Annotated in this window: 38 protein-coding genes; 4 read left to right on the top strand and 34 right to left on the bottom strand. The window is 41.5% G+C overall.

What is annotated here, in order from left to right:
• Positions 1 to 252 precede the first annotated feature (252 nt).
• The 6 genes from ASF99_RS05835 to ASF99_RS05810 all read right to left on the bottom strand — a co-directional run bounded on the left by ASF99_RS05835 (position 253) and on the right by ASF99_RS05810 (position 4484).
• Positions 253 to 1491, bottom strand: a complete 1239-nt coding sequence (locus ASF99_RS05835; protein WP_055967652.1) for an MFS transporter — start codon at positions 1489 to 1491, stop codon at positions 253 to 255.
• Between the two features lie 338 nt (positions 1492 to 1829).
• Positions 1830 to 2138 (bottom strand): hypothetical protein, encoded by a 309-nt coding sequence (locus ASF99_RS05830; RefSeq protein ID WP_055967648.1) that lies wholly within the window; start codon positions 2136 to 2138, stop codon positions 1830 to 1832.
• A 102-nt stretch (positions 2139 to 2240) separates the two neighbouring features.
• Complete coding sequence (locus tag ASF99_RS05825) at positions 2241 to 2921, bottom strand: hypothetical protein (RefSeq protein WP_055967645.1); 681 nt, start codon at positions 2919 to 2921, stop codon at positions 2241 to 2243.
• On the bottom strand, positions 2893 to 3537 hold the full coding sequence (locus tag ASF99_RS05820) for a hypothetical protein (RefSeq protein WP_055967642.1): 645 nt from the start codon (positions 3535 to 3537) through the stop codon (positions 2893 to 2895). Before ASF99_RS05820 ends, ASF99_RS05825 begins: the two co-directional genes overlap by 29 nt.
• A 43-nt stretch (positions 3538 to 3580) precedes the next feature.
• The gene (locus ASF99_RS05815) at positions 3581 to 3838 is read right to left on the bottom strand and encodes a hypothetical protein (RefSeq protein ID WP_055967639.1); all 258 of its coding nucleotides are present in this window, start codon (positions 3836 to 3838) and stop codon (positions 3581 to 3583) included.
• Between the two features lie 310 nt (positions 3839 to 4148).
• Positions 4149 to 4484: a hypothetical protein gene (locus ASF99_RS05810; protein WP_423752120.1), complete on the bottom strand. Its 336-nt coding sequence runs from the start codon at positions 4482 to 4484 to the stop codon at positions 4149 to 4151.
• Positions 4485 to 4555: 71 nt separating this feature from the next.
• Between ASF99_RS05810 and ASF99_RS05805 the strand changes: the two genes are divergently transcribed.
• Both ASF99_RS05805 and relB read left to right on the top strand, forming a co-directional pair.
• Positions 4556 to 5107: a hypothetical protein gene (locus ASF99_RS05805; RefSeq protein ID WP_055967636.1), complete on the top strand. Its 552-nt coding sequence runs from the start codon at positions 4556 to 4558 to the stop codon at positions 5105 to 5107.
• 111 nt (positions 5108 to 5218) lie between these two features.
• Positions 5219 to 5443 (top strand): type II toxin-antitoxin system RelB family antitoxin, encoded by a 225-nt coding sequence (gene relB / locus ASF99_RS05800; RefSeq protein WP_055967631.1) that lies wholly within the window; start codon positions 5219 to 5221, stop codon positions 5441 to 5443.
• A 249-nt stretch (positions 5444 to 5692) separates the two neighbouring features.
• On the opposite strand, the gene ASF99_RS05795 is transcribed toward relB, so the two are convergent.
• The 6 genes from ASF99_RS05795 to ASF99_RS05770 all read right to left on the bottom strand — a co-directional run bounded on the left by ASF99_RS05795 (position 5693) and on the right by ASF99_RS05770 (position 9707).
• On the bottom strand, positions 5693 to 6376 hold the full coding sequence (locus tag ASF99_RS05795; RefSeq protein WP_055967628.1) for a hypothetical protein: 684 nt from the start codon (positions 6374 to 6376) through the stop codon (positions 5693 to 5695).
• Positions 6377 to 6481: 105 nt separating this feature from the next.
• Entirely contained in the window at positions 6482 to 6787 is a 306-nt protein-coding gene (locus ASF99_RS05790; RefSeq protein ID WP_156357186.1) for a hypothetical protein, read from the bottom strand.
• A 91-nt stretch (positions 6788 to 6878) separates the two neighbouring features.
• Complete coding sequence (locus ASF99_RS05785; protein WP_055967622.1) at positions 6879 to 7448, bottom strand: suppressor of fused domain protein; 570 nt, start codon at positions 7446 to 7448, stop codon at positions 6879 to 6881.
• 67 nt (positions 7449 to 7515) lie between these two features.
• A complete protein-coding gene (locus tag ASF99_RS05780) occupies positions 7516 to 8211 on the bottom strand; it encodes an Imm26 family immunity protein (protein WP_055967619.1) in 696 nt (231 codons plus the stop codon).
• A gap of 23 nt (positions 8212 to 8234) precedes the next feature.
• On the bottom strand, positions 8235 to 8936 hold the full coding sequence (locus tag ASF99_RS05775) for a hypothetical protein (protein WP_055967616.1): 702 nt from the start codon (positions 8934 to 8936) through the stop codon (positions 8235 to 8237).
• A 63-nt stretch (positions 8937 to 8999) separates the two neighbouring features.
• Complete coding sequence (locus ASF99_RS05770) at positions 9000 to 9707, bottom strand: hypothetical protein (RefSeq protein WP_235515874.1); 708 nt, start codon at positions 9705 to 9707, stop codon at positions 9000 to 9002.
• Between the two features lie 87 nt (positions 9708 to 9794).
• Here ASF99_RS05770 and ASF99_RS05765 point away from each other — a divergent pair, with 87 nt between their 5' ends.
• Entirely contained in the window at positions 9795 to 10217 is a 423-nt protein-coding gene (locus tag ASF99_RS05765; RefSeq protein WP_023468065.1) for a hypothetical protein, read from the top strand.
• A 92-nt stretch (positions 10218 to 10309) separates the two neighbouring features.
• Here ASF99_RS05765 and ASF99_RS05760 read toward each other — a convergent pair whose 3' ends face one another.
• The 5 genes from ASF99_RS05760 to ASF99_RS05740 are packed head-to-tail and all read right to left on the bottom strand — an operon-like array spanning position 10310 to position 13097.
• Positions 10310 to 10690 carry a DUF5412 family protein gene (locus ASF99_RS05760; RefSeq protein ID WP_055967613.1) on the bottom strand — a complete coding sequence of 127 codons (381 nt, stop codon included), beginning with the start codon at positions 10688 to 10690 and terminating at the stop codon, positions 10310 to 10312.
• A 44-nt stretch (positions 10691 to 10734) separates the two neighbouring features.
• Positions 10735 to 11130: a hypothetical protein gene (locus ASF99_RS05755; protein ID WP_055967610.1), complete on the bottom strand. Its 396-nt coding sequence runs from the start codon at positions 11128 to 11130 to the stop codon at positions 10735 to 10737.
• 32 nt (positions 11131 to 11162) lie between these two features.
• Positions 11163 to 11780, bottom strand: a complete 618-nt coding sequence (locus tag ASF99_RS05750; RefSeq protein ID WP_055967609.1) for a hypothetical protein — start codon at positions 11778 to 11780, stop codon at positions 11163 to 11165.
• Between the two features lie 57 nt (positions 11781 to 11837).
• Entirely contained in the window at positions 11838 to 12452 is a 615-nt protein-coding gene (locus tag ASF99_RS05745) for a hypothetical protein (RefSeq protein ID WP_235515873.1), read from the bottom strand.
• A 27-nt stretch (positions 12453 to 12479) separates the two neighbouring features.
• On the bottom strand, positions 12480 to 13097 hold the full coding sequence (locus ASF99_RS05740; protein WP_055967603.1) for a hypothetical protein: 618 nt from the start codon (positions 13095 to 13097) through the stop codon (positions 12480 to 12482).
• A gap of 134 nt (positions 13098 to 13231) precedes the next feature.
• On the opposite strand from ASF99_RS05740, the gene ASF99_RS05735 reads away from it, so the two are divergent.
• Positions 13232 to 13735: a DUF2199 domain-containing protein gene (locus ASF99_RS05735; RefSeq protein ID WP_023468059.1), complete on the top strand. Its 504-nt coding sequence runs from the start codon at positions 13232 to 13234 to the stop codon at positions 13733 to 13735.
• A gap of 37 nt (positions 13736 to 13772) precedes the next feature.
• Here the strand turns inward: ASF99_RS05735 and ASF99_RS05730 are convergent, their stop codons facing one another.
• The 17 genes from ASF99_RS05730 to ASF99_RS05650 all read right to left on the bottom strand — a co-directional run bounded on the left by ASF99_RS05730 (position 13773) and on the right by ASF99_RS05650 (position 26278).
• Positions 13773 to 14207 carry a hypothetical protein gene (locus ASF99_RS05730; protein ID WP_035397792.1) on the bottom strand — a complete coding sequence of 145 codons (435 nt, stop codon included), beginning with the start codon at positions 14205 to 14207 and terminating at the stop codon, positions 13773 to 13775.
• A 33-nt stretch (positions 14208 to 14240) separates the two neighbouring features.
• Complete coding sequence (locus ASF99_RS05725; RefSeq protein WP_235515872.1) at positions 14241 to 15005, bottom strand: hypothetical protein; 765 nt, start codon at positions 15003 to 15005, stop codon at positions 14241 to 14243.
• Between the two features lie 5 nt (positions 15006 to 15010).
• Positions 15011 to 16015, bottom strand: a complete 1005-nt coding sequence (locus ASF99_RS17575) for a DUF2716 domain-containing protein (protein ID WP_055967600.1) — start codon at positions 16013 to 16015, stop codon at positions 15011 to 15013.
• 89 nt (positions 16016 to 16104) lie between these two features.
• A complete protein-coding gene (locus tag ASF99_RS05715) occupies positions 16105 to 16587 on the bottom strand; it encodes a DUF2691 family protein (protein WP_055967597.1) in 483 nt (160 codons plus the stop codon).
• Between the two features lie 22 nt (positions 16588 to 16609).
• Positions 16610 to 17242 (bottom strand): hypothetical protein, encoded by a 633-nt coding sequence (locus ASF99_RS05710; RefSeq protein ID WP_055967594.1) that lies wholly within the window; start codon positions 17240 to 17242, stop codon positions 16610 to 16612.
• 15 nt (positions 17243 to 17257) lie between these two features.
• The gene (locus ASF99_RS05705) at positions 17258 to 17737 is read right to left on the bottom strand and encodes a hypothetical protein (protein ID WP_055967585.1); all 480 of its coding nucleotides are present in this window, start codon (positions 17735 to 17737) and stop codon (positions 17258 to 17260) included.
• 10 nt (positions 17738 to 17747) lie between these two features.
• Entirely contained in the window at positions 17748 to 18920 is a 1173-nt protein-coding gene (locus ASF99_RS05700) for an SMI1/KNR4 family protein (protein WP_055967582.1), read from the bottom strand.
• Between the two features lie 62 nt (positions 18921 to 18982).
• On the bottom strand, positions 18983 to 19570 hold the full coding sequence (locus ASF99_RS05695; RefSeq protein WP_235515871.1) for a hypothetical protein: 588 nt from the start codon (positions 19568 to 19570) through the stop codon (positions 18983 to 18985).
• A gap of 113 nt (positions 19571 to 19683) precedes the next feature.
• On the bottom strand, positions 19684 to 20262 hold the full coding sequence (locus ASF99_RS05690) for a hypothetical protein (RefSeq protein WP_055967574.1): 579 nt from the start codon (positions 20260 to 20262) through the stop codon (positions 19684 to 19686).
• Between the two features lie 45 nt (positions 20263 to 20307).
• The gene (locus ASF99_RS05685; protein ID WP_055967571.1) at positions 20308 to 20892 is read right to left on the bottom strand and encodes a hypothetical protein; all 585 of its coding nucleotides are present in this window, start codon (positions 20890 to 20892) and stop codon (positions 20308 to 20310) included.
• A 1-nt stretch (position 20893) separates the two neighbouring features.
• Positions 20894 to 21616: a DUF2750 domain-containing protein gene (locus ASF99_RS17060; protein ID WP_082487030.1), complete on the bottom strand. Its 723-nt coding sequence runs from the start codon at positions 21614 to 21616 to the stop codon at positions 20894 to 20896.
• 31 nt (positions 21617 to 21647) lie between these two features.
• Positions 21648 to 22187 (bottom strand): hypothetical protein, encoded by a 540-nt coding sequence (locus ASF99_RS05675; protein WP_055967568.1) that lies wholly within the window; start codon positions 22185 to 22187, stop codon positions 21648 to 21650.
• 16 nt (positions 22188 to 22203) lie between these two features.
• Positions 22204 to 22992 carry a hypothetical protein gene (locus tag ASF99_RS05670; RefSeq protein ID WP_055967565.1) on the bottom strand — a complete coding sequence of 263 codons (789 nt, stop codon included), beginning with the start codon at positions 22990 to 22992 and terminating at the stop codon, positions 22204 to 22206.
• 4 nt (positions 22993 to 22996) lie between these two features.
• Complete coding sequence (locus ASF99_RS05665; protein ID WP_055967562.1) at positions 22997 to 23503, bottom strand: suppressor of fused domain protein; 507 nt, start codon at positions 23501 to 23503, stop codon at positions 22997 to 22999.
• 584 nt (positions 23504 to 24087) lie between these two features.
• On the bottom strand, positions 24088 to 24675 hold the full coding sequence (locus ASF99_RS05660; protein WP_055967560.1) for an SMI1/KNR4 family protein: 588 nt from the start codon (positions 24673 to 24675) through the stop codon (positions 24088 to 24090).
• A gap of 60 nt (positions 24676 to 24735) precedes the next feature.
• Complete coding sequence (locus ASF99_RS05655; RefSeq protein ID WP_156357212.1) at positions 24736 to 25734, bottom strand: S66 family peptidase; 999 nt, start codon at positions 25732 to 25734, stop codon at positions 24736 to 24738.
• Positions 25735 to 25750: 16 nt separating this feature from the next.
• The gene (locus ASF99_RS05650) at positions 25751 to 26278 is read right to left on the bottom strand and encodes a GrpB family protein (protein WP_055967558.1); all 528 of its coding nucleotides are present in this window, start codon (positions 26276 to 26278) and stop codon (positions 25751 to 25753) included.
• Positions 26279 to 26283 lie beyond the last annotated feature (5 nt).

The raw sequence follows: 26283 nt of genomic DNA, 5'->3' as shown, positions 1-26283 counted from the left end.
TGACTTCTCTCTTCTACTCAAAAGGATGAATAGTCTAGTCATTCACTTTTCTAAAAATTCTCGCAGTTTGTTGTGTTCTATTCTTGCATAAATCGTGTGAAATAAAAACTAGTTTTTTGCAAGAAATATAATTCCTTTTACTGGATGTTGAATTAGCATACGAATGCAATCGATTGCATAATTACAAAAAAAGTAGAAGAAGAGACATGCCTCCTTCTACTTCATTATGTAAACTAAATGGTTTCATCGGAGTTAATTGACCTTTATTCTCTCTTCAGCAATCTTCTCGAATTTAGTATTGACAGGTATCGTTAGCGCTCTAAGTGTCGGATGAATTAAGAAATAACCGGCAAAGCCAAAATAGCCGATACCAGAGATCAATAAGATTGCTGTACTAGAAGACCATTCTCCGAAAATCCCTCCCGCAAAATATCCAAGTGGACTTAACGACCCTAACAGTGAAGAGAGAAACGAAAACCCTGTTCCCAAATAGTCCGACGGAAGATTGACTTGGATAAGCGTATACAGATAAATGCTGTTCACACCGATTCCAATCCAAGCGATTCCAAATAAAACGATGGGTAACACCCCAGCATCTTTTACTAAAAACGCACTAATCCAAAATAGACCGGATAGGAGCGCTGCAATCGGCATGACACGATTAAGAGCAAATGTCTCCAAGTGACTTGAAAGCAATGTTCCGATCATCGTTCCAAGTGAAATTGCTGCTAACCAAAATCCATACTCTGCTGACGTCTCAGAAATGATTGGTAACACCGCAAGTCCCATTGTCGCAAGAAAATTCATTCCGATGATGCCATAAATGATGGTCAGTAATTTCTTTTGTTGCTTGACAACATAATATCCTTCTTTGAAGTCTCGCTTATACTGGTTCCAAAAGTTTCGTAAAATGATGGGGTGTTCTTTTTCTGAAGATGGCACTTTGAGTACGAGCAAAAATAAGAACCCGATCCCTAGCAATACGATACTATTCGCAGCGAATACGATTCCGACACCGACAAATAGAATCACAATGCCTGCTAACGCATCCGCAATCAAATCAATCGTTTGATAAGAAAAGGCAAACACTGAATTGACTTTCGTCAACTGATCATTTGATGCCAGTCGCTCGATGAGTGTATTTTCGGTGGGATACGAGATTTCCGCTAATGTTAACGCTAAAAACAGAATAACGAGTAGTAATGGAATCCAGAGCGTCTCGTTAAAATAAAGCAAGGTGATGATTCCGACCAAAACGGCTTGCCCGACGCCTGAGAAAAAGAGGAGTTTCTTTTTCGAATAACGATCAATGATAGGACCGTACAAAAATTGAAGCGTCACGGGTAACACAGCAATCGTACTCGTTAATCCGACCAGGAATGGCGAATTCGTCGTCGTCTTGACGAACCAAACGATGGCAATCATATAAAAGCTGTCTGCTATATTCATCAAAATTCTACCAAGTAGCAAGATGACCAGTTGCTTGTTCAATCGTCTTCCCCTCTCTCCAATAGTTAAATTTTATTGAACTTTATTGTAGAGTAAAGGACTGGAAGAAAAATGTAAAGTAATAAGTTCAATTTAATTTAACTAAACCCTTAAAAAAATGCTTTTTCGTAAATAGAGCCTTTACGAAAAAGCACGTTTACTACTATGTAGATGATGTCCTTACGTCGTACATAAAACGATCCCTTCTTTGATTTGTTCCGATTCAACACGATATCGCCTCTAATCCTTCAATCGTCCGCTGGAATTTCGGATGATTATCGAAACAAACGTTGAAATTCTGAAATCAGCTTTCTAAAACGGTTCATCACGAATTTCCCTTCTCAAGAGATCGTTGTTTTTTTGCGTTTGACGATCAACAAAACGATCACGAACAGAAACTCAAGGATTGTAAAGATGCCGACGAAGAAATAGACGACTAACACCTGACTGATCCCATCGACAGCAATCGTGTAAAACCACAGTAATGAAATGCCCGTCGTATAAAGAAGATTGATGATCGTTCCGCTAATCAAGCTAGCTTTCAAACTTTTCTTACTCCGTGCCTGACTCACGATGATGACGATGGCTCCGATCACCCAGACGACGAGTATGACTTCAAGGATAGTCTTATCGTTCCATTGTACATCCATGATTTACTCTCCTTTTCAATAGGCTGATTGAATGCGATTGATACCTATATTTTACAGCAATACAAACTCTTCTAGCCTTATGAAAGTTAAGCAAATAAGTTTTTAAAGATCCAAATCAGAATAGTCTTTCATTTTCCTAACCCGAACACTTTCCTCCTGACCGATTTGATCGGTCTCTTTCAAGCGGTGCTGAACGACGAGCAACACTAGTATGATCGCAGAAATCACACAAATCGTCGCACAGTACGGTTGCGCGACGCGCTCGAACTCTAACGCTGATAGCACCTGTAAGATCGTCAATCCCGCGAGCATCCCGTGGAAATACCGTTGATAGCTGCGCGGCATTCCTGGCTGTCCGAATGTCTCATACCAGACGTATAAGCCGAGTCCGAACGCAAGTCCGTTCAGGATCGGCGAAGGAAGAAGGAAGAGAAGAATGCCGAGACCGAGCATCAACCAGGCGTATCGGATAGCGGGCTTAAAGAAAGCAGGATCGAGCTGCGCTTCCTCTTCCTCGATGACGGGCGCTGCTTTCTCCGCTTCGGTCAATGGTCGAAAACCAAGGGCTTCTTTCGCTTCCGCTAACTCAAGCATTCGTTTCTTCATCCCGAAATAAAACGGAAAACGTTCTTTGACGACCTCCCCTTCATCCGTTTGACCATCCGCTTGCTCTTGCACGGATACCTGATACAGCGTGCGCCCCATCCGGTAACTGACCCAGTAGTCGGTCGTTTGACCATTATTACGCTTGAGTTCAATCACCTTCGTTTGTTGATTCGTCATGATATGTGATTCCTTTCGTCGCAAGTTCCTGTAATTGTTCTGACGCATACAACAGGAGAATGAATCCTGAGATGAGACAGACCGCTCCGTTAATCGAGAGATTGATTGGTGATAGATAGTTTTTTGATGAGCCCGCTAACGCGAATAAGAAGAGTCCACCAGACCAAAAATAGAAGCGAGTACGTGCTGATTTTCCTTCGAGATCACGCGGCCAGAACAGAGTCAGAACAACGAATGTCACATATCCTGGAATCGGTAAGCTACCTGTCAGCGTCAGTAATCCACTGAACAAGATCAATAAAGCGCTAAAAATACGCAACTTTATGATTCGTCGGTCGGCTCGAAAATCCATCGCTTCAGACAGAGCAAAAGGTGACCGGATGTATCCATCGTCTAACTTTTCACGGACCCACGTTTTTTTCTGACGATACGCGAGGAACGGATTTTTGAAAACAATCCGCTTCGTTGCGGACTCTTCATTCGTTTCCATCGTATCCCCGCTATCGATTGCCTGCTCTTTTCGGGCAACACCTTCCCGGCAGAATAAAGTGCGCCCCTCTTGGTGAAAGACGATGTGATGCACACGATCGTCGATTTGTTTTACTAATTGAATCATGATTTGTGCTCCCTTTATCTTACTTTCTACATTCCTATAGGTCTCACCAAGCTGCGCTGACCACGTATAGTATGAACAGTCCACCTAAGACACAGACGTAACCATAATGTCTGACGGTCAACGAACAAAATAGGATGACGCCAATTGACAAAATGACACTGAGTACGAATGAATCAACCGTGTCAACGCTATTCCCATGTCCCGATAGCGGTGTCTTTTTCGCATGCTTCGAGCGGATGAAATAGATGCCTAACGTCAACAATAATATCCCGACACCAAGTCCAAGTAACGGTATTACCATCGACATCTCCTCCGACAAATGTATTCTTTGAATATATTTGTTTCATGAAGTTATTATACAACTATTAATTACGATATTTTCCTTAATTAAGTTTCATTGAATAATTTTCTATGTATGGTATATATTTATGATGTTTGATGTATATTTTTCCCTTATATCATATTTATTCTAAAGCATATAGATGATAGCTTTTCTTCTTTTTTCACAAAAAGAGTGCAAAACTATGTACGCTTCCATCGCACCAGCCTGCACTCCTATTTCGCATGATATATTCACTTTTCTTATTAAAATTCTTGTCCGAAAAATAGGGTCATGGACCTGTACCACAAGAGACCGCGTACTTCTCTTCACTCACCTTCTTCGAATAACAGACAAAAGGAGTTCCGCCCGTCTCACTTTTCCAATGATACCAAAACATATGGTAACGCTCCGCTTGTGGATCTTGTTCCGTAATGATTGCGAAGTAACTTTGATAAAAATAGCCTTCTTTATAGAGTTCGTGTCTTAGAGCACCCCTCGGCGAAGCATCCGTAAACAGAACCGGTGATAGAATCGGCATAAGTAGTATGATGATGGCTAGCGTTCCGAAACAGATCAGGACTATTTTCTTTCTGTTCATTTTCTTAGAATTCGATTTACCCATCATTTCAATCTTTCCTTTTTTGGTTTTTTTGTTATATAGTAGCATTATCCACAAAACAGAAAGAGGTTTTGATATTGAAGAAAACTATTTTATTATCACTCTCTCTAGGTGTACTTCTATCTTCTGGTTTTTTGATAAGTAACGCAATAGCGACTTCTAATATTTCACAGGAAAAATCTGAAAGCACCATTTCAAAGGAGCAAGCCTTCACTTTTTTCACGAACATCCTGGAGCAACAAAAAGCGGATTTTTTAAACAATACGCCGTTAGCACACACCAATCAATCGAGATTATCTTCACGCGACGAGGCTGTACTAATTTTTCTATCTAGTACAAAAGTGGATAAACAACAGCTACATTCATTTAGTTATAAAATTTCTAACGTAAAAGTGTACTCCGAAAATCAACGAAATTATGCTGAAGCTTATGTAACACGAACTTTTAGCTTCGGAAGTGGGCTTGAAACGGGTTTAGGTGATACATTAGTGCTCGAAATCCAATCAAGTCCAGATGATTTAAAAGGACCGTCCCACACCTTTTCCTCGAGTAAATCAACGAGTGAAGTAAATGAAAAGGTCTCTGTTGATGAATTTTTAGAGAAATATGAAGCAGAGGCAGCAAAATAAAAAACGTAAAGCTAAGCCTAGGAAAAACTAAATCGGATATTTATAATAATTTCCGATTATGATGTGTAAGCTTAATCTGTATTACAATATAATACAGAGGAGATGATAATCATGAGTACCATTTCCATACGTTTGGATGATCAGGATGCACGACTCATAAAAGAATACGCAAAGGCAAATAACATTACGATTTCTACACTCGTTCGCGATGTCGTCATCGACCGTATCGAAGGCGAAATAGATTTACAACTCTACCATGATTTCATGGCAACATATCGTAAAAAATCAGAATCTATCTCTTTCGACGACATGATGAAGGAACTTGATTTAGAATGACAACATATGCGATAGAGTTGCTTCAATAATCCTAAAACAAATCTCTTTCTTTATGTACTTGAACTATTCTAAATGTGTAAGACAAATTAAACATCCTCGAAGTAGTCACTTTTAATATGTACTAAACACTACTACTACTGAATTAAAGCATGAAAGCTACACTCATCTAGTATTAAAAAATAGAAGCACACATCTCTTTTACGATGTGTGCTTCTTTGCAATCATAACTAGATTCCGCAAGTGAATAGATTAGATAGAAACATCATCTGGCCAATGAATAGCAATCTCATCAAAAGAAGTTATACTCTCCTCAATTCCTTCCTTATCATTCGTATCTAATGCTTGAATGTCCTCATGTGATAAGGTAATAGTTTGAGATGGATTCTCTATTTTCAAGTGATATAGTGTTTCCAAGAGCACCAGCTGTCGTTCCGTGAGTTCATAGTACTCTTCCCAATATGCCAGTCCAGCTTCGTAACCCGACGCCTGTATTTCTAATAGACTTGATCCTCGATCCATCATTTCTTCATATTGATGACTAGAAAAAGATTGCCGATCATCTCCCCACAAGATAGAAGTGACGACCGGGAGAATGACTCCTTCAATATCATCTAATAGATATTGAAAAGTATCATTTACAGCCATTTTTTGTACTTTTTCTGGAGCTTCTAATAGCAAGTCATTCGCTTCTATAGTCTCTTCAAAAAATTCTTCGTTTCGAAAGCCCGCCACAAAAAAATCCTGTCCAAATGTTACTGTTCCTCTACAGCCTTGACCATCATTCGTACTGTAATGATCACCATCCCACGAATGCTCATAAGCAAAATCCGGGTTATTCGCGACAAAGATAGCATGAGCGATTGAAGCGAGTATACATCCCTGCCATATGGTTTGACGATTCCATCCTGAATCCATGATTTGATTCTTATTCATTCATACCTCCTGTTTTTAAAACAGTTATGGAAATTCTTCTAATTCACTTGAGGAGTTCAAGCATCCACTAGATGATTTACTGTCATTGTGCGATATATCAAGACTTTATTTAAACTTCTTTCTAAGCTTCTGATGATCGTTATTCTCGATTTTTTGGAGTTCTTTCACCCAATCACGGATATCTTCCTCACAGTGCAGATATTCGCTAGGGCTATAGAGTAAGTCCATGCCATACACTGTAGTTAAGCCTTGAAAAACTAAAATATCGTAATCTGTAGTCTCCCATCCTTCTTTATTTTCTAAATCCATCATCCATTTATAAGCCCAATCAGACACTTCTTCTCTAGAAAGCTTATTTTCTAAAACCAATTCTAATTTCGCTATGATGTCAGGTATACGAGGCGTCTTCATTTGATCCTCCATTATTCTCTAAACCTCTAGGATGTTCTATCAGATCGTGTATGATCGATATTTTATCTTTCAAATAGCTATCAATAACCATTTACAAGAGTGGTTTACGGTTAAAATTTACTAACTCATCTGTCTCAAACAAAAGATCTTCAAATTGATCCGCTCCGTGTTTTTCAATATATTTCTCCTCAGATTCAAAAATCGGTACGAACCAGACTGGCAATACGGTATCTGGCTCATTCCCAACATTAGAATCTGTTTCAAATAGGAAGAAGGATTCATCAAAGTACACAGGACTTGTAACATAAACAGAGGAGAACTGATACTTTTCAAATATTCCTTCAGGGAGTGGATAATACTCTGCTGCATTAAATGCATGTCCTGTTCTCATAGCGTACTCAGCCAATTGCCAGAGTAAATAAATGATCTCGTCCTGAACGTCTGGTTGTTCCGCTGACATCATTATTTCTTGATGCATCAGTGAATCATCTTCCGTTTGGAGTGGATGAAAAAGTAATCCAAGGGATGCAATCGTATAGGTTTCCTTAAATGGTGCATCTTTGAATTTCAAGATTTGGACGTTCTTTTGTTCAAGTTCCTCGATTGGAAATGCTTCCGTGAATTCTCCGCAATGCTGTTCTAAATGATCAAGATAATTCATTAAATCAACCTCCGTTTGAGTATCGTTTTAATACTTCTAAACCAATCTGTGATCCCAACATAAATAGTCATTTCAAATTGTCATTGATTTCTTTTAATCGATCTTCGAATTCGTATACAGCTGCTCGATCACCCCACGTTCCTGAGGGATTGATTACCGCTCGTGCCTTTTCCTCTTCAACATACACTCTTTCTCCATAAATACCTCGAGTAATGTAGTAGTATTCTTCATCAGAATCTAAGCTAGGTACACTACCAAATAGTAATGGCGTCTCAAACGTTTCTTCCCGATGCCTTTTTCCGATCGTTTTCCATTCTCCTTCTCTTATTCCCTGTTGTCCTGTATCCATGATGATACAAGTCTCAGGCTTTTTTTGATCTAACTCGTAAAGGGAAAGAATCGTTTCTGTTCTAAGGTTGTAGTATTGAACGTATTTCATAGAATTTATTTCTCCACTCTCAAAGTTTTTATCTTTTGAGACTCTCATTTCTGCATATCCGTATCCTTCTAGTCGGGGTAACGGAATCGCATAGACAATTCCTGATGATAGATTCCAACGTACAGGCTTTTTTTTAGTTCGAATGGAAAGGGTCGAAATATCTCTTTCCTCATCTTCTCGTGTACTCAAAAGGCTATCTAATGCATGCTTCAGCAGGTATCGCCATTCCTCAATCAAAAATTCGTGGTCCACTCTCTTTTCGAATTCTTGAAGTGTACTTCTCAATTGATTTACAAACAATTCTAATTGCTCTTTATTTTTCAATGTTTTGTATCCCCGTTAACTTATTATGAATTCTTAAAATCATTCATTATTTTTAATCGTTCTTCATATTTGTATACAGCAGATAAATCACCACAGGTTGCAGAAGGATTTATCACCTCTCGTGCCTTTTCCTCTTCCACAAACATTCTTTCTCCATTGATACCTCGAGTAACATAGTAGTTTTCCCCATCAGAATTTAAACTAGGTACACTACCAAATAGTAATGGCGTCTCAAACGTTTCTTTTTCTCGATGCCGTTTTCCAAGTACGATCCATTCTCCTTCTGTAATCCCGTAATACCCCGTATCTATGATGATACAAGTCTCAGGATTCTTTTGGTCTAACTCCTGGAGTGAAAGAATTCTTTCTGTTCTAAGATTATAGTATTGGATGTAACCCATAGGCTCTATCTTTCCAGTCTCATGATTCTCATCTTGCGAAATTCTCATCTCTGCATATCCATATCCTCCAAGTCGAGGTAACGGAATGGCATAGACAACTCCAGATGTTAGCTTCCAACGAATAGGCCTTTTTTTCGTTCGAATGGAGAGCTTTGAAATCATTTGCTGTGTGTCTTCACGTGTGCTCAAAAGACTATTTAATCCGTTTTCCAGAAGGTACCGCCATTCCTCAATCGAAAATTTGCGTTCCATCTTCTTTTCGAATTCATAAAGTGTATTTCTTAATTGATTTACATGCTGTTCTAATTGTTCGGTCGATTCCATTGTTTTTTATCCTCCTGATCCATTACGCTAAAGATTGTTACTTGATTAGCAGCATCTTTACTTTTAATTGCTGCGTTCATATTCAAAAATCGCCCATGGCAGCCATAAGACTGCTTCTGTCGCCTCGCCTAATTCATTACAATAATCTGAGTAACGATCCGCTTCTTCGAACGTATGGATCAAACCATGGCTGTTTAGTAAAGTGTTGAAATGATGATAAAAATCGCATTCCAGTCCGTTACACAAATACGAATGAAATAATCCCGAATCAAATCCTAACACTTCGTACCCGATTTTTTTGGCACCGTCTGTGTCAGGGCTGATATGTTGTGATACCATTTTTTCTACTCCATAAGGCTCTGAATTTTTACTACTAAAAGCCGCTATATCTTCAAGAAAATCCACTTTATACTGCTCAGGCAAACCGATGCTAATGATACGTATTTCAGGAAGATGATTCAAAAAACGATCTACGAACGTTTGCGCAGCATTTAAGTTAGAGAACACTTGAGGAAACAACATATCTCCTGTCTTCCGATGTTCTTCTATCCATTGTTCGAGTAACTGAAAGGTGATAAGTGAGAGACCGAGTTGATCCATATAACGGTCTTTCTTTACTTCCGAGTTTCCCCATAAGATACTGATGTCAGGATAGTGTGTACAGATGCATTCACTTACGGATAGAACGGATTCAGGAACAACCGTCTTGTCCATGTATTCTTTTCGAGGAGTTGGCAGAATAAGATAGTATCCCGCAGATAGGTAGCTCATAAATTGGCTCCTTTTTATGTAAAATGAATTCAATGAGTGTATGTAATGGATTCGGTACGATAGATTAAGTAGAAAGGAACTGAAAACATGGATAAAGAACAAGAAAGAGTGCTCGTCCAATCATTTTTTGTCAAGCGCGTTCAAGAGCGCGTTCTACATGAATTGTTCACGCCAAAAAAACGAGATATGGCGCTTCAGCGGTTAGATCACCGGTATTTAAGCATGCTGAAGAATGATTATTTGATTGAAATCAAACCACCTAATTCATGGCCAGACGATACGTATGATTTGTTGAAACAATATGGTGCACCGGATACGTGCTATTGTCTATCAGAAAACGAGCTGATTAGCGGGAAAACGTTACCTCTCCGTGAGGCACTCGAACACGCCATCGGCTTTGGATTCGCCTCGATCATTTCTTGTATTCCAGGCGAATTGGCGTATTTCGAAGCGGAGCAATCTTTCGGTCCACCACCTCGCTATTTGTTGAAGAAACCAAGCAATCGTTAATCTTCATCCTTGCATGCTTGGTTTCTAACAACTACGTCACGTGGTCGTACGCCAAAATTTGCTGAATGCATATCATCATCCTCATGTTCCTCTTAGTCTGCTTCGTATATGCCCTCTCTGAAGTCGTACACTTGACTCCATATCTTAATTTTTGTGCCATTGATCGTCACCGTATCCTTCGTCCACTTCACTTCTTTTATTTCGCGACAAGGATACTCCCAGTACATCCTGCGCTTTTCTCCGTTCTTATTCTCCATAATGCCGAGCATCGCATAATCCACCGTCGCGCCACCATTTGCGCGGTAAAAGCGAATCGTGTACGCCTGATCGGGCGAGGTGCTTTTCGAGATATAGTCTTCTTTTGGTACAACATTGATATCAACCAAGAAAAATAGCCGATAGATCGTCCACACGACATATATCGAAAGACTTACACCTGCTATGATTCCCGTTATCTTTAACTTTTTTCTCACTTTTCAAAACTCCAATATTTATATATTCTTCAACATTCAATCGTTTAGTCGCCCCAAAAGCAAATCAACGTATTTTGATAGACTGACGCGATGCACATCCGCTTCAACAATTCTAAAAATTGATGTAGTTTCATGATTCGTTTATCTGATTGATGTATCATCCACGGCTCACTCGCATAATGATTCGCTTGATTCATCATCCACGCTTCCTTCGGTGTGCAATAGCGTTGAATAAGCAGCTCGCAAATTCCAATCAACTCGTTCACTTCTCTCGCTCTAAACAACTTATCGCCGTAAGGATCGAGATCAATCAAGAGGTCACAGCGATTGGAGGTACTTGCGAATTCTTCTCTTAAAAAGCGTTGGACGTGACTCGGAAATGGGAGAATCTCTTTTTCGTTTTCTGGCACTTCTTTTAGACTCATACTGATCCCAAACATGATCGTCCTCCTTTATATCGTTCCTATGAATGTCAATCATAGTAGTCGATGCCTTCTCCTTTTGGAAGAAACGCTTTTACCTTGTCTTCACTATCAAAACAAGCTTCATTCGAAAACAGATAATAGCCCATGAAATCATGCTCCATTGTGATGAACGACATCTCTTTCGTCGCACGAATGACTGGAACGATACGTTCTTTTTTGAAAAACCATCCTTTGACCATTTTCCGCTCAAACGTCAGGAGATTCGTAAAGGATAGGAAATAAAAATCGTTTACTGCCGCATACCAATACGTTTCATCCAGCAGACGCTCAAGTTCGCTCGCATCGTTCACTTGAACGCTATAAAAAGGAATGCTCTTATCTGGTTGAATCTTTGTATAGCATAGGTTCTCCTTCTGAAAAAACGGCTCGACTTCTTCATTGGTAAAACCACCGCCGAACGTGACGAATATTGGAAAGCGATTCAGACGCGTCAAAAAATACTTCAGTACTTCATTGGAGTCATGTTGATAGTCGCGTTTCTCGTCATTCGGAAGACATCCCATCGAATAAATCGACTTAATAGCATCTGGTTGATCAATATCGAGATAACGGTCTTTGATTACTTTTGCATGATTCGTATGTTCTTCGAAATCGATGTATAACATGGAAATCCCTCCACGTATTCTGCTTGATCCATCTACATCATCCAACTGCTTGTTTCATCAATAGAATTCAATGGTACCGTCGTCAGGAAAGATGGCTTTCACCTTGTCCTCGGTATTAAAACAGGGTTCATTCGAAAACAGGTAATAGCCCATGAAATCATGCTCCATCGTGATGAATGACATCTCTTTCGTCGCATGAATGACAGGAACGGTTCGTTCTTTTTTGAAAAACCATCCTTTGACCATTCTCCGCTCAAACGTCAGGAGATTCGTAAACGATATAAAAAAGTCTTCGTTCACAGCCCCATACCAATAGGTCTCATCTAGCAACAACTCAAGTTCGGTCGCGTCATGCACTTGAACGTGATAGTATAGGTTCTTGTACGGTCGAACCTTTGTATACGATAGATTGTGCTTTTGAAAGTACGGCTCGACCTCCTCATCCGTAAAACTTCCACCGAACGTGACGAAAATCGGGAACCGATTGAGACGCGTCAAAAATTGTTTCAGGACTCGATTTGAATCACCTTGATAGTCGCTTTTAGTTTCCATATCCGGTAGACACCCCATCGAAAAGATGAAGTCGATACGTTCTGGTCGATCAACGTACAAGTATCTGTCTTTGAACACTTTTGCGTGATCCATATGCCTCTCAAAATAGACATCTAACACGATTCCACTCCTCTCTCAATCACTTTATTACCGCTCGATTTCATCGTCCGGAAAAAGTGCTTCTATTTTTTCTAATGCATCGAAATCCGTTTCATTCGAAAAGATCAGCACATTCTCGAAATCAAAGCCGATTTTAAAAAATGTCGTCGGTTTCGTCATATCGATTACTGGCACTACTCTCTCTTTGTTGATGAACCAGCGCCTTACTCGCTGCCTTTCAAATTTCAATAGATTGGTGAAAGCAATCAAATAGTAGCCATTGTAGTTAGCCATTGTAATTGACTGCGTGAGTACCTGAAATAAGTCCGTTGGATGATTCACTTCGACCGTCATATATCTCTCACGCTTAGTGATTGAGATCTCTGTATACGATAATTGTTTGTGCTTAAGCGTAGACAGCAAATCTTCTTTTTCTAAATCCGTCAGTTCATGGAATCCAAAGGAGAGATAGATTGGAAAACGATTCAACCGTGTGAATAATTGGGTTAACACTTCTTCGTCCGAAATGACTTCATCTTCCTTTGAGTCATCATTATAATATTCGAATGAAAAAATGGATTCGATTCGGTCTTGTCCTTTTAGTGTCAGATGATATTCTTTAATCGTCTTCGCATGATTTTGGTGTTCTTCAATGTAAATCTGCACGTTAATCCCCTCGCTTTCGCTGGATTGTCACGGTCTCCATCAGGATTCTCTACCAACGGGTGTTACACTACAAGTATGCTCTCTTCTAACGTTCGACAACGAGACATACATAACTCAACTTAGAGGTGATTCCAATGAAAAAACTTCTGCCTTGCGCCATCTGTGGCGAACGCCACGACGAACTCCCGACTGAATATGAAACACTCGGACCGGTCTACTACGAACAAATGTCTGAGAAAGAGCAAGAAACGAAAAGCGAGATGCATGATACGTGGTGTGTCTTAGAACTGGACGGTCCGCATTATTTCGTGAAGGGCATTCTTGAACTCCCGATTGCTGGACAAGACGAACCCTTCTGGTGGATTACATGGGTGAGCCTGAGCCCTGAAAACTTCGCTCGCTTCATCGAGAAGAAACGTCCTCGCATCGAGGAGCCGATGTTCGGCTGGTTTTCAAGCGATCTACCCGCTTACCCGGATACCGTCAACTTAAAAGTGATGGTCCATGATGAAGGAACCGGTCAACTTCCTTTCTTTGAACTCGAGCCGACGGATCATCCTTTGTCAATCGAATTCTATTCCGAGATGACGCTTGCGCAAGTCCATGCCATCGCAGACATCGTCTATGCACAAGAGTGAACCAAATAAACCAAAGCCGCTGTGGATCAGCGGCTTTTTAGTTTTCACTCTGTTTCGTGATCAAAATATGCGTTCTTTCAGGAATCTCAATGTCTTCTAACTGATCAAGTTCCAAAGATAGTGTCATACTTTTTACTTTTGGATAGTACTCTTCCCCAATCCAACATGTATACAATTCGAATGATTCACCCTCGTCTAAGAAGTCATTCATGAACGTAAACAGATAACGTAGCTTTTCTTTCGACTCCAGTGCAATTTCAGAATCAAAAGGTTCAACGATCTCGATGCCCCAGTTACTCGAAATTTCATATACATACCATTTGTGAAAATGCTTCGTTTTTACTTCATACAGACAGTCTTCATCCGCAAAACAGGGACCGATATATAAGGGAACGGTCTCATCTTCTTCATATAAATTGAGATACTGCTCAGGAATTTGTCTCTCCATACAAATATATGACGCTAAGCTCATTATGCTTCCTCCTAATGTATGATGTTTCCATCGTTACTTGAAAGACGTCTCTCCATCGTTCATCTTTCCAAAATGCGCGATCTTTCCATTCGTACAAAAGTGATCGAGCATGCCAAATCGATTTGTTGCATCGCGGGTCACGATGAAGTTATAGGGCATCAATAACGAGAATTCAGACATGAAGTCCTCAAGCGTTTGCCGTGCGGGACGTGCATCTTTCGAAAATAATCCTGATGTCACTTCCTTGCGCTTCAGCAAATGCAATACATGTTCTTCCAACACCGCTTGCCAATTGGAGTCGTGCAACGTCATCACGTGAATCGAATCGTCATTATCTAGAACATCCCGACCACAAAAGACGACCTCGACTGGAAACGAGGCATTCGGTAAAACTGCATCGAAAAAGTTCTCATAATCTGTTCCAACGTCATCAAGCTCCTCATACGCGACTCCATACATCGAGACACAATCGTTCGTGACTCGGACGATTCCTTGTCCTTGTTTTTGGATAATGAGCGTCACTTCTGCTTTAGTCGCCATTTCCTGCTGTTCGATGACAAGGTGTTCGAGAAATCTTTCAAGCTGTGAGTCGTCGGTCATAATCATGTGAGATCGGACCGTCCAATCCGAAAAATCACCGATGTTCGGATTCTGCTTGAGTGGTCGTTTCAGAAACTTTACTTCAACCGGATACGAATGCTGACTTACTTGAAGACGGACGAGGTCTTGCCAATCGTCGCGTGGTAGCAGTTCCCGGAACACATCGATCCAGTCGTTTCGTCGAAATGTCATTTTCATCTTACTCACCCTTTTCGGATTTCATTCTTAAAACTCTTTGTTCCTTGGAACGCAGAGATCAGATCTTCTCCAAACAACGTGATGCTACCCTCCCACGGATGACCGAGATATCCCCAGCGAAAATCACGAGCGATGAAAAAGGAGTAATCGCCATCTGGAACTGCTGGAATCATCCAGTCTCCTTCTTCATTGCGAAGAAACGGATGTCTTGGGTCGATCCAATACCCTTGATGATTCCAATCGAGCGCCATGACGCGTTCTCCTTCAACACTTAGCTCGATCAGAATACGCTTTAACGTTTGCTCGATTTCTTCGCTTTTTTCATAATCCACTTCGTATGTAATGAACGGACTCGGGGCATGGTATGAGGGGAAAACTGTCGTACTGGGTGCGAATTGAAATTGTTGATCAATGACGTGCCATATCTTCTCGTCCTCCGCTTGCGTCATCGGAATCCAGCTCCATGGTTTACCTTCACCAATCAAATCGAACGTCGCTCCTTGAGGATATAGAACGGTGTACGCTGCTCCTTCTTGTACTGCAATTTTTGGTTCGTCTTGTACATCGCGTGCTTTCGTCTCTTCAAAAATTAGTGCAATGGCTGCCTCGACATCAAGGACATGGTAAAAGATATTCGTCGTACCGCTACCGATATCTCCCCCTTCGCAGTAGCCGTTCCCCGTATGAAGCAAACCATCATTGATTACTTCTTCCATCATGTAACGTCGCTCGAGCGCTGTTTCTTCCTGATCCTTTTCATAAGAAAACTGGACGATTAGTTCCCGGTAATCTGTCTCGTTCAGCTCGCGATAGCCTTGACGTTCAAACTTCTCGATCAGCTGTAAAATCTGTACACCTAATCGTTTGAAGCGCGAGACACGCATTTGCTTTACGTTTTCTGCTTTCACCCACGCTCCAACGATTCCTTGATGTTGAACGATGAGGCGTCCCTCTGTATAGATTGTTTGGTAGAGCGTATCCGAGCCGTTTTGTTTTGTCAGTTGGATCATGAGTAGTTTCGCTCCTCCATCAACAGTTCGTAGTTCATGTCTCTTATCTTGAACGTTTAGCTTTTACATCTGTTCGTCTGAACAGTGTCTTATTCTGACCATACCGACAAACGAGTCCGAGGATCATTATCATCTGTCACCCATTCGATTCCGGTATATCCACGTCTCACGGCGTTCTCATAAAATGCTTCGGATACGTGCTGCTCCTTACAATAGATATCGACGTACGTGCAGTCATACACCAAAATCGCGATGTGACAATTGCTTTTCTGAAACCACTCATACGTCATTCCTACTTCTTCAGTCTGACCACTTTGAAATGCAAACAATTCAGCAAAGATCAAGTAATTGCTTGGTCCCCTTAGCCATTTCGCTAGTTCATGTCCTGTCGCTATCCGATCGATTGAAAACTCTTCTAAACTGTCATACAACTCCCCACCCATGGTTTGGATCGGAAAATCAAAGTTACGAAGAAACCAATCATACGCCTTCATTTCAATCGCACTTAATATGTCGAGCAAGACACGTCCCGGTTCATTCGGAATTTCAAACGATACGCCACGCAGACTCATCGAATTCCTTCTTTCTACATTGTTATAAGAAAGCTGCCGTATAAAAACACTGTAGTTCCTGTTCTTCACTCGAACTTCCCCATGTGCAGACGGCATAACCTTGTGCGGTTAGTGTCGTGACCATCTCGACAACTGGTAAGTTTCCACTTTCTGTTAAGCCAATCTCGAGCACCTGATCAAGTAACTCCTGACAGTGTGACGGTCGATCATGATTCGCACAAATAATGGTATACATAGCTGGAGAATCACTAATCATCTCGATAGCTGTCGAGAGCTGTTCGATACCAAATTCAGCAATCCCAACGTAGTACGGTTCTTTCCCCACTTGGACCAGTACTTCTATTCGAGAGGTGAAGCCCTCGAGCATCTCTTCTCGTTCGAGTAGACGCCACAGCTTGTAGTAATCAAAGATTCTTTTGGACTGAAACTCATTTCTGACACACACTACTACATAAAAGCGATACGTGCTTAGCGCATGCTTTTTCGCTAGCTCATCACGGAACATCTCACTACTGATTTGTTTGAACTGGACGATATCTTCTGGAAACAAAAGCATCTCACCGACCACACATAGACAGCGAATTGATGAACTCGCATCCGCAAGCCATGGAAAGATGCGTGTCGCATCGCTATGCTCTTCAAGATACGTTTTCATGAAGTATCTCCTTTTTCATTCCCATTGACACGTTACGCTTTGATTGGTTTCAAATCGTAGATGTACGAGTTCATTTGTTTTGAGATTAGACAGTTTCAGCGAACTTTGAGCTTCATTCGTATAAGGCCATTCGAATCTGACACCTTCGATTTTCTTCAGTAAAAAATATGCCCAGTGCCGATTGTATTCATTTTCGGATAGGACATCCCATAACGCATCTTCACAATGATTCGCCTCGTAGACATATAATTTCATGACCGTGTTCTCCGATATCACGTGTAACCCCGCGAATACAGGAGGATTCGGAATTCGCGGTTTTTGAATGACCAATGTATAATCATCTTTTAGAAGACGATCCAAATGTTCGCGGCTATCCGGAAGCTCCTCTTCGATGACGGAATCCGGAAGTTCTCTGATGCGGACTGGCAATCCCACCTCATATTCAAAAGAATCTTCGAGTGCGAGTAAGTCTTCACGAGAATAGATTATTTTCATGAGATCATCCTCACATTCTTTTATGGAGTGCTTTTAGATTACACGCGCGCCACGCATCACGGACGATATCTTGGAAAGTCGTTGCCTTAGGTTTAAGTTTTAACGTTCTATAGTCGAAGCAATAGACAGCTTCGTCTGGACGCTCTTTCAATACTGCATAGTATTCGTCCTGTCTAAACGACGAGCCAAAAAAGAAATACTTGTCACGGATTGCATCGAACTCGGTTAACGCGTATTCATCGAGACTGTCCGAGAGATTGCCCTGGATCTCATGCGATAACCCGTTCCAGCTCGTCAACGGAATACCGTTTAAGTTCAACTCTTCGGAAAAACGCACACCGTTACAGACTCTCAAAATCTCTTTATACCACTTCGGAATCGCAAAATGATTGGTCTCGAATGCTTGGAGGCGGGCTTCTGGACAAGGACTCTCCACGGACACTTGATAGTTTTGGATGGAGGATGAATAATCATACAAATACAGCTTGTACTCCACCTTCTCACCTTCGATTGGAATGCTGTATTTCAAGGATTTTTGATCGTTCACATAAAATAGTCGCATCGCCTGAAGGATATTTGTAAGAAAGACATCGTCTGGTAAAGCAGTGTTCTGATGATTCAGTCGTGGAACTTCAACGTCTTCCAGCGATATTTCTTTCTCGTCATCGTTTTCTTCAAAAGCCTCATGTTCTCCGAGGACGATCGCAATCCCTGTCATGTCACCGTTTTCCCGTCGGACAAGGACTTCATAGTGTCCGTCCCCCATTAACTGAACGGCGACACCGAACGGAAACAGGAAGATTTCATCTTCCATCATTTCATCTGAGATTGCGATATAGAACGGATCGATTTCTTCGTCGAACTCTAGCGTATTTCGAATCTCCCAGTCGATGGCTTCCCGTCTCCCGTAATCCGCTGTGTTCATGACGACGAGTTGCGCTGAATCGACGACGACTAGATCGGATAGCGGTTCGAAATCGGATGGAGCTATCTCCGTTTTTTCGTTCACTGTTAGGTAAAGCAAATTGATTGATTCGAACTCATCTTCGTCATAGAAGACCGTCCAAATCGAACCTTGTTCAACTGGAATTGTCACGTTGTATTCTACATCCGGCTCAAGGAAAGCCGGATCCGAGACAATCAGATTCCCTTTGTGACTTGTAAACGTGCCTAGTTTTTTCATGTTAAATACCTCTTTCTTAAATATAACGGAGAGGACATTTCTAACTTGGTAATGCCATTGGATTAATCAAACTCAACCCTTGATTCTTGTTGCATGCGCCACTCCATGAATCCGGTGGTTTGCTCTTGCCGGAAAAGAGTCCAATCCGTTAAGGTTTGATTCATCTTCTGCCATTCGTTAATACATTCCGATTTGAAAACCGCATCTTCGAGTTGCTCGATTAGTAACCAAGCCACTGATAAGGTTGCTGCGTCCTCTTCTATTTCTCCTAAATACAAATCATCATCGAGATGGTGGAAAGAATACCAAAGTCCATACAAGTGATGATCAATCATCGTCTCGATCGCTAACTGCTCCCGTCTTCCTCCACGTGTAATCGCCTCTTGTAAGTAGATGAAACGGTCATCTTCATCAAAGAAAAGACCATACCAGCGATACGGTCGGACGTCATCCGGCAACTCTTTCATCCATTGATTCAAGATTGGTTTTAGGAAGCGTTCTTTTAGTGGATGAATCAAGATGACCGAAGCGTCTGCCTCTCCTTCACAGGTAGTCAATAACCAACTCACAAACGTCCGCTGTCGTTCGAAGTACCATGTATCCGCTTCTTCAATGAACCCCTCCATATGTAACAACCACGCTTTGCGCAAGCCTCGTCTCGTTCTTTCGCAAGAAGAGCACTATGTAAACGTGGTACCTCAGAAACGGCAGGTTCTTGTAGTAACTTATCTAGAAGCGACATCTTTCATCTCCTTATAAAATGTCATTGCTCCACTTTCATTTGTTGTCTCGTTTTTCGAAGATGAAACCAGAGGAGTAAACCCGTTCCAATCGACAGAACCGGAAATAGATGCGGGATATACTGCTCTTGCCGAAAACTGACATGCATTAAGAAATAATCGACGAAACAGATGACACGTAGCCACATCGGAAACTGATCTTTACTAAGAAACGCTAAGAACATCAGAGTGATACCGATACCTAATACAACAAACGGTAATATAGTGAACGGTGTCACGAACTGGAACAGACCGAGACCCAGAAGAAGATAAGCGAGCCACGACGTCCGGCGGCGAAATTTCTCACGCTCTTTCCGTCCGGGTTGTATCCCATAAATATCATCCTGCCTGTATCCTTCAGCCTGTTTCTTAGCAATCAATTCCTTCAGTCGTCGTTTAGCTTGACGCCGAAATGTATATCGTTCTTCAATAGAATCTCTGACATCCTGATCGAGTTTCCATTGTTCGGTGACACCATGATACATCTGGATTGTTCGACCATCCCGGTACATGACCCAGAAATAGATGATGCCATCCACTTGTTTACTGAGCGTGACAATCATTTAATTATCATCCTTATCAATTGAATTGGTCTTCTGTAGCAGTTTTTAAATAGAAGCATGGTTCGGCTGTTCCGCTAGAAAATCCGTTTGATTGTATCTGTTTTGGACATAAAACAACAGGAGTGTACCCGTTCCAATCGCGAAACCAGCGTATAAACCCTCTTGGTATTCAACGTTCATGACACAGCAACTGATGAAGCAAACCTTGCGTAGCCAGCCCGGTAAATAGTCTTTACTGAAAACGACCATTCCCATTTGAAGTAGCGCAAGCACTGCGATGATAATTGGAGAGACGAGAAAAGGCATCACTACCAGAAACAAACCGACACTAATCAGCAGAGACGCGAGTCCTATCATTCGACGCTTGAACGTCTGTCTTTTCTTGCGGTTCGGTGTCAGTCCGAATACGTCCTCGAATATGTATCCTTCTGCCTGTTTTTCCGAAATCCACGTATCCATCCGACGTTTCGCTTGATATCGGAACAAGTAGCGCTCTTCCATCGCTTGTTTCATATCGTCCTGATGAATTTCGTTCATGACACCGTGATACGTATACAATTTTCGTCCATCGCGATAGATGAGCCAAACGGCTGTCATTCCATCGACTTGTTTACGAAGCGTCCGAATCATGTTAACCCTCCAGATCTGCTAGGACATCTTCTGGATCCAGCTCAAGTCCGACGAGCTCCGGTCCCCAATCCAAGCCACAATACAGATCGTCGTCAATCATGTTCGGTAACCAACCGTTAATAAACAAGTCTAAATCCAATCGAATCAGATGATAATTCGTCCATTCCTTCGTCTGTAACGCCTTCGCCGCTGCTTCCGTCGAAAAGAATAACAGCACGTCTGTCTCGTCTTGATTCGACGGACAATAGGCCCAGCCCGACTGTTCAAATTTTGATAGACCATAGACAGCTCCCGTTTCAAGAACCGTCTCTAAGAAAAGTTCTGCTTGTTCCGCACTCTGTTCCATTTGTTGTTCCTTTTCAACGAACGCATTCAACGTCGGTGCTACCGGAAATAGTTCTTGTTCTTCGTGGTCCCATAAGACGATCGTCTCTGTGTCCGGTAACTGATATCCGAGTTCGTCACCTGTTCCGTCACTGGCAATTCGTAAGAAATCGGATGGGTAGTCCTCCGCATCCGTCGTGTTGACACGAACAAGGTCGTCCCATGTCCGCTTGATATACTGCTCGTCCTTGATTGGATGAAATCCCCATTCGCCGATGCTGAATTTATTTTCGTGCTTGTACCTATTTCGTAGTTCTTTCGGAAGCTCGAAGCCAAGTTCTGCTTCTACCTCTTGTAATCTCTCTTCTGTAACGCCTGGTAAACCGATTTGATATGTCATCTATATGACTCCTTCTTATACATTTTTGTCTTTAATTTTTCCGGTTAAAATTCTTGCCTTTGGGATAAAGTCCGGTCAAACGTCTGCCGTAATGAACTTTTGCCTGCCCCATTCGGATTTTCTTCAGATTAAACTGGTCCTTAAAATAATCAATGACGGATTCAACGATATAGGACGGCTCCAAGATATGAAGGACGAATTCGATCGCTTCTGGACCATATTCATCTTCAACAAAATACCCGTTGCCGATTTCAAAAAGAAATCCATTGAGGTCTTCTTCAATGCTCGAACGATGCTCAAAGATGAAGTCATACTCTGAATCCTGACAAAAGATCTCGACGACAACTTCGTGGTAATCCGCTTCTTGAACGACCGAGTATCCGTCCTTTTCTTTCTCAGCTACGAGTTCTCGAATGTAGGCATCCAGATTAAAAAAGCGCGAGAACTTTTGCTCGCTCATTGGTTCTTTCAATCTCTCTCCCATGATTCCGTGAAACGTGTAGAGTGTCCGTCCATCCTTCTCGAACAGCCAAAAAAGATTCTGACCGTTCATTGGTTTGATGAGTTGCATGACTTCCCTCCCGTTCTTATAGATCCGCGAACATTTCTCCATTGAGCTGGCGAATCACCGTATCGTTCGGTAACTGTTGTCGTAGTCGATTTGCCCAATCTGTGCGAAGATCATAGGCGAATTGTTCTTCGTTCGAGAGCAGATAAAGCATTGTTCCATCATGGTCGACAATCACGACCGTTGTATCTTCCGGATAAACGAACCGATCTTCTAAGACACGTGTTTTTCGGTACGTTGTTTCGACCTCTTGTTGAATCGACAAGCGATCGGAATACGAAAACATGAACAGTTCGTTCATCGACGCAACTCTATAAGCGTGTTCAAGGAAGAGTTCGAGCATCCTAGCATTTTCAATCTTTACCGTGAAAAAATGACTCTCACTTGTCGATGTTCGTTTTCCACGTAACCAACCGTTCGTTTGTTTCTGTCTAGACAAGACATGTGAAGTGAACGACATATGATGTTGCGAGAAGAAAGCTCTGTTGTCTTTGTCTTCCTCTTCAAAAGCAAAAAAGGTCGCGTAGATCGGAAAACGATTTTGATGATTTAGAATATCAAACAGGAAAGTTTCGTTTTGAGCTGTATCGCCTTGTTCTCCCGATTCAACACTCATGTGATACGCTTTCGCTAGCGGTCCATTTAGTAAGAATGGTCGTTGGATATCGTCTTCAAAAAGGGAGTCGTTAATTTCGCATTCGCAAACGAATACCTCCCTGTTAAAAATCGATTCTTCAATTTCTTCATTGTCTCCCACGAGCGGATGACGTTTTAAATTAAGCAATTGCATCTCAGTTTCATATAACATCTCATTATTTCTCAGCGCCGTATTGTTCGATGTATGCGACTTCCGAAGCATAGATGGGTACGAACCAGACTGGTAACACCGTCTCCGGTTCCCCGAACGCCGCATTCCCTTTATAGACTTGAAATGATTCTTCAAAGTAGAATGGTGTCGCTACGTATAGGGCAGCGAAATCGTACTTCGATAACAACCCATCCGGCATCGGTAAGTAATCGCCTAAATCATAAGCGTGTCCAGTCTTTAATGCTTCCAGCGTCAAACGATAGATCAATTCAATTAAATCCGACTCGGCCTCTTGTTGCATGACGGACAACATCACTTCTTGATGGACAACAGCACCGTTCTCGAATTGCAATGGGTGGTGCAATAATCCAAGTGATGTCACGGTATTCGCATTCGCAAACGGTGCATTTTGAAACTGCAACAATTGAATCGCATGATCTTGTAATTCTTCTATCTCAAGATGACCTGTAATTTCACCACAATGGGCTTCTAAATGTTCTATGTAATTCATTTTGTATAAACTCATCTCATGACATAAAGGAAATGTTCTTTTTAAAAAATACGCTCTACCATATATTATATGTTTCACGATACATTTTTGGAATTTTTTATTTAAAAATTGATATAATGTATGTTTTTAATTTAGAAAAGAACAGTGTTTACGAATAGATGGTGTTTTTCTTCAAGAGGAACACTACTATATGTTGGAATCGATCGAAAAAAAACGATACTTTCTGTGTATATTTCCGTATCAACCTAGTTAAACGTCATACTTTTCTTGCGTGAAGGATAGTGTGACACATGAAGTTCTGGAAATTATAAAAGATGACTCCGGTCAAATACCGAAGCCATCTCATAGCAGCTTAAAACGTTAAGGGTGCTTTTATTAAACTGTCCAAACTGTAGGGCTCAGTTCACTTTAAGACGTTATAGCAAATAGACTTTCATTTGATGCAATACTTCATTATTGCAATTAGCATTTAATTTGAAAAAATGATATAGCCCTCTAAGAGCTGTGATAAAAATTGTAGCGTCTTAACCGAAGGTATTATTTTTCAAATTACCGATTGTTTTTAAAACTATTTCAAGTTTCTTTTACATCTCGACTTCCATTTCATCATAGTGATCAACATCACTGTACATCACGCTATCCTCATGCCAATTCCAGAAGTTATCGCCTTGTGCGATCACTACACATTCAAGGAAGGATTCGAAATTCATGTTCAAGGGATACGCCGTCTCCATACCATCGGACGGATGAAGCATGATGATGTATGACTTTTTAAACAGCCCTTCTGATTCCTGACACTTCAGCTTATCGATCAAAATCCAGTACTCATTTTGTTGACCGATGATCCAATAATGTTCATCCTCAAGAATGCCGTCTTCCGCTTGCTGTTCCTCAGAAAACTCAAGCATTTCTTGCAACGTAAACAATTCAATCTTCGTATCCACCTCTGTACTAAATAAACGACCTCCGTTGTGTAGGGTGAGAAACTTTTTGTAGTCTTCCGGCAGGAAAAAAGAATCTTCTTTTATGAAATTGATTATTTCACTCTCCGGCAACGGATCGTTAAGCGTGCAAGTAGAATCGCCACTCTCTCCATAACGTCCCATAATATATCGTGGACCATCTTTATACATCATGTGTAATGACGCTATCGTTCTCTCGATTGGTTTCATGTAAAACGCTCCTTCATCTTATTTTTGGAAAATCGCACACGCTAGTATCTGATAGGAAAATCATATGAAACGGTCGAGAATTGATACTTTCTTATTCGTAGCATCCAGTTGAATCGTGGCACCAATTGGTAACGTCAACATCGGATGGGTATGACAACAATCGAAGTCCGCTAAAAATGGTACCTTCGTCTCTCCGAGTACCTCGATTAAGATCTCATATGGTTTACGTTCCGTCTCTTGATCGTCAAAGTGTTCATGCTTCCCAAGGATGATTCCAGAAACCTTGTCGAACACACCGTTTACTTTTAACAGCGAGAAAGCACGCTCAATTTCTGCAGCAGTCTTCATCGTGTCCTCGATGAAGAGGATGTCCCCTTCACGTACCTCAGGCATATACGCGCTTCCCCAAATCCCCTGGATAGTGTTCAAGTTCCCACCGATGACTCGTCCTGTCGCAATTCCCTTGTAAACACAAATCCATTCGTTACGTCGCTGGTCTTTTTCCTTCGTCTTCTCTTCCCAGTTCACGAACTCATCCGTCCAGTACGGAGGTACTTTCATTTCGTACGGCAGCGATGGTTCCTCAATCAATAAATCGTTGAAGTACTCATAGGTATGATGGACGAACGGTTCGAATTCACCAAAAGAAGGAACAAGCGCTGGACCATAGAACGTCTGAATGTCCGTCTTCGCATATATCGCGAGTAGAATCGCGGTGACATCGGAGTAGCCGATAATGATTTTCGGATGTTGTTTGAAGGCTTCATAATCGATGTACGGGAGAAGTGAGTTCGAGTTCATTCCACCAATCGTCGACATGATACATTTGATGTCAGGATTTCGAATCAGTTCATTCAGTTCTTCCGCCCGTTCTTTGATGCTTCCAGATCGATAATGGTCCTGTTTTCCGGTCAGCTTTCCTTCGACAATCACGAACCCTTTCGCCTCCAAAAATGTTTTCGCACGCTGGAATCGTTTTGGACTGGAATAGGTAGCTGGAGCTGACGGTGAAAATATCCCGATCTCATCCCCCGGTTTTAATCGTTCAAGGTGTCTCAACTTTTTCATCCCCTTTCTAAACTGACGGCTCATCCTGATTTCGACGTGCAACGATACGATTTACGAAATCGGTCTTCTTTGCAGCATAGGTGTGTTTATCCTCGGCAAAGGACGTCGCTAATGTGTATTTCAACTCTTGATAGTCCTGCCTGAGTGAATCATCTTCTCTGAGCGCATCTCGAAAGATCAACTGTTCTTGTAAAAACGAGCTTCCGCTACGATAGAAATGAATTTGATGCGTCCGGGGATCTCCCTTGATGAAATAAAAACGGTCTGGCAGGATTTGATCTCCCATGCAGTGGTATCCTAGTTGTTCCAGCAACTGAACTTGTTCTTTAATTGCACTGAAGTTTTCGACTTCGATTGCGATATCAAGAACGGGTTTAGCATCCAAGTGCTTGATTGCAGTACTTCCAATATGGTGAACGATCACATGATGATCCTTCATCGTATCTAAGATAGACTTTCGCTCTTGTTCAAAATAAGATGACCACTCCCGATTCCACGGAACGATGGTCACCACGCCATTCGGTAATCCCAGCATGTTCT

This window comes from Exiguobacterium sp. Leaf187 (assembly GCF_001423925.1).
Classification (GTDB): Bacteria; Bacillota; Bacilli; order Exiguobacteriales; family Exiguobacteriaceae; genus Exiguobacterium_A; species Exiguobacterium_A indicum.
Note: the sequence above shows the minus strand (reverse complement) of the source record. Positions and strands in the feature narration are given on the sequence as shown.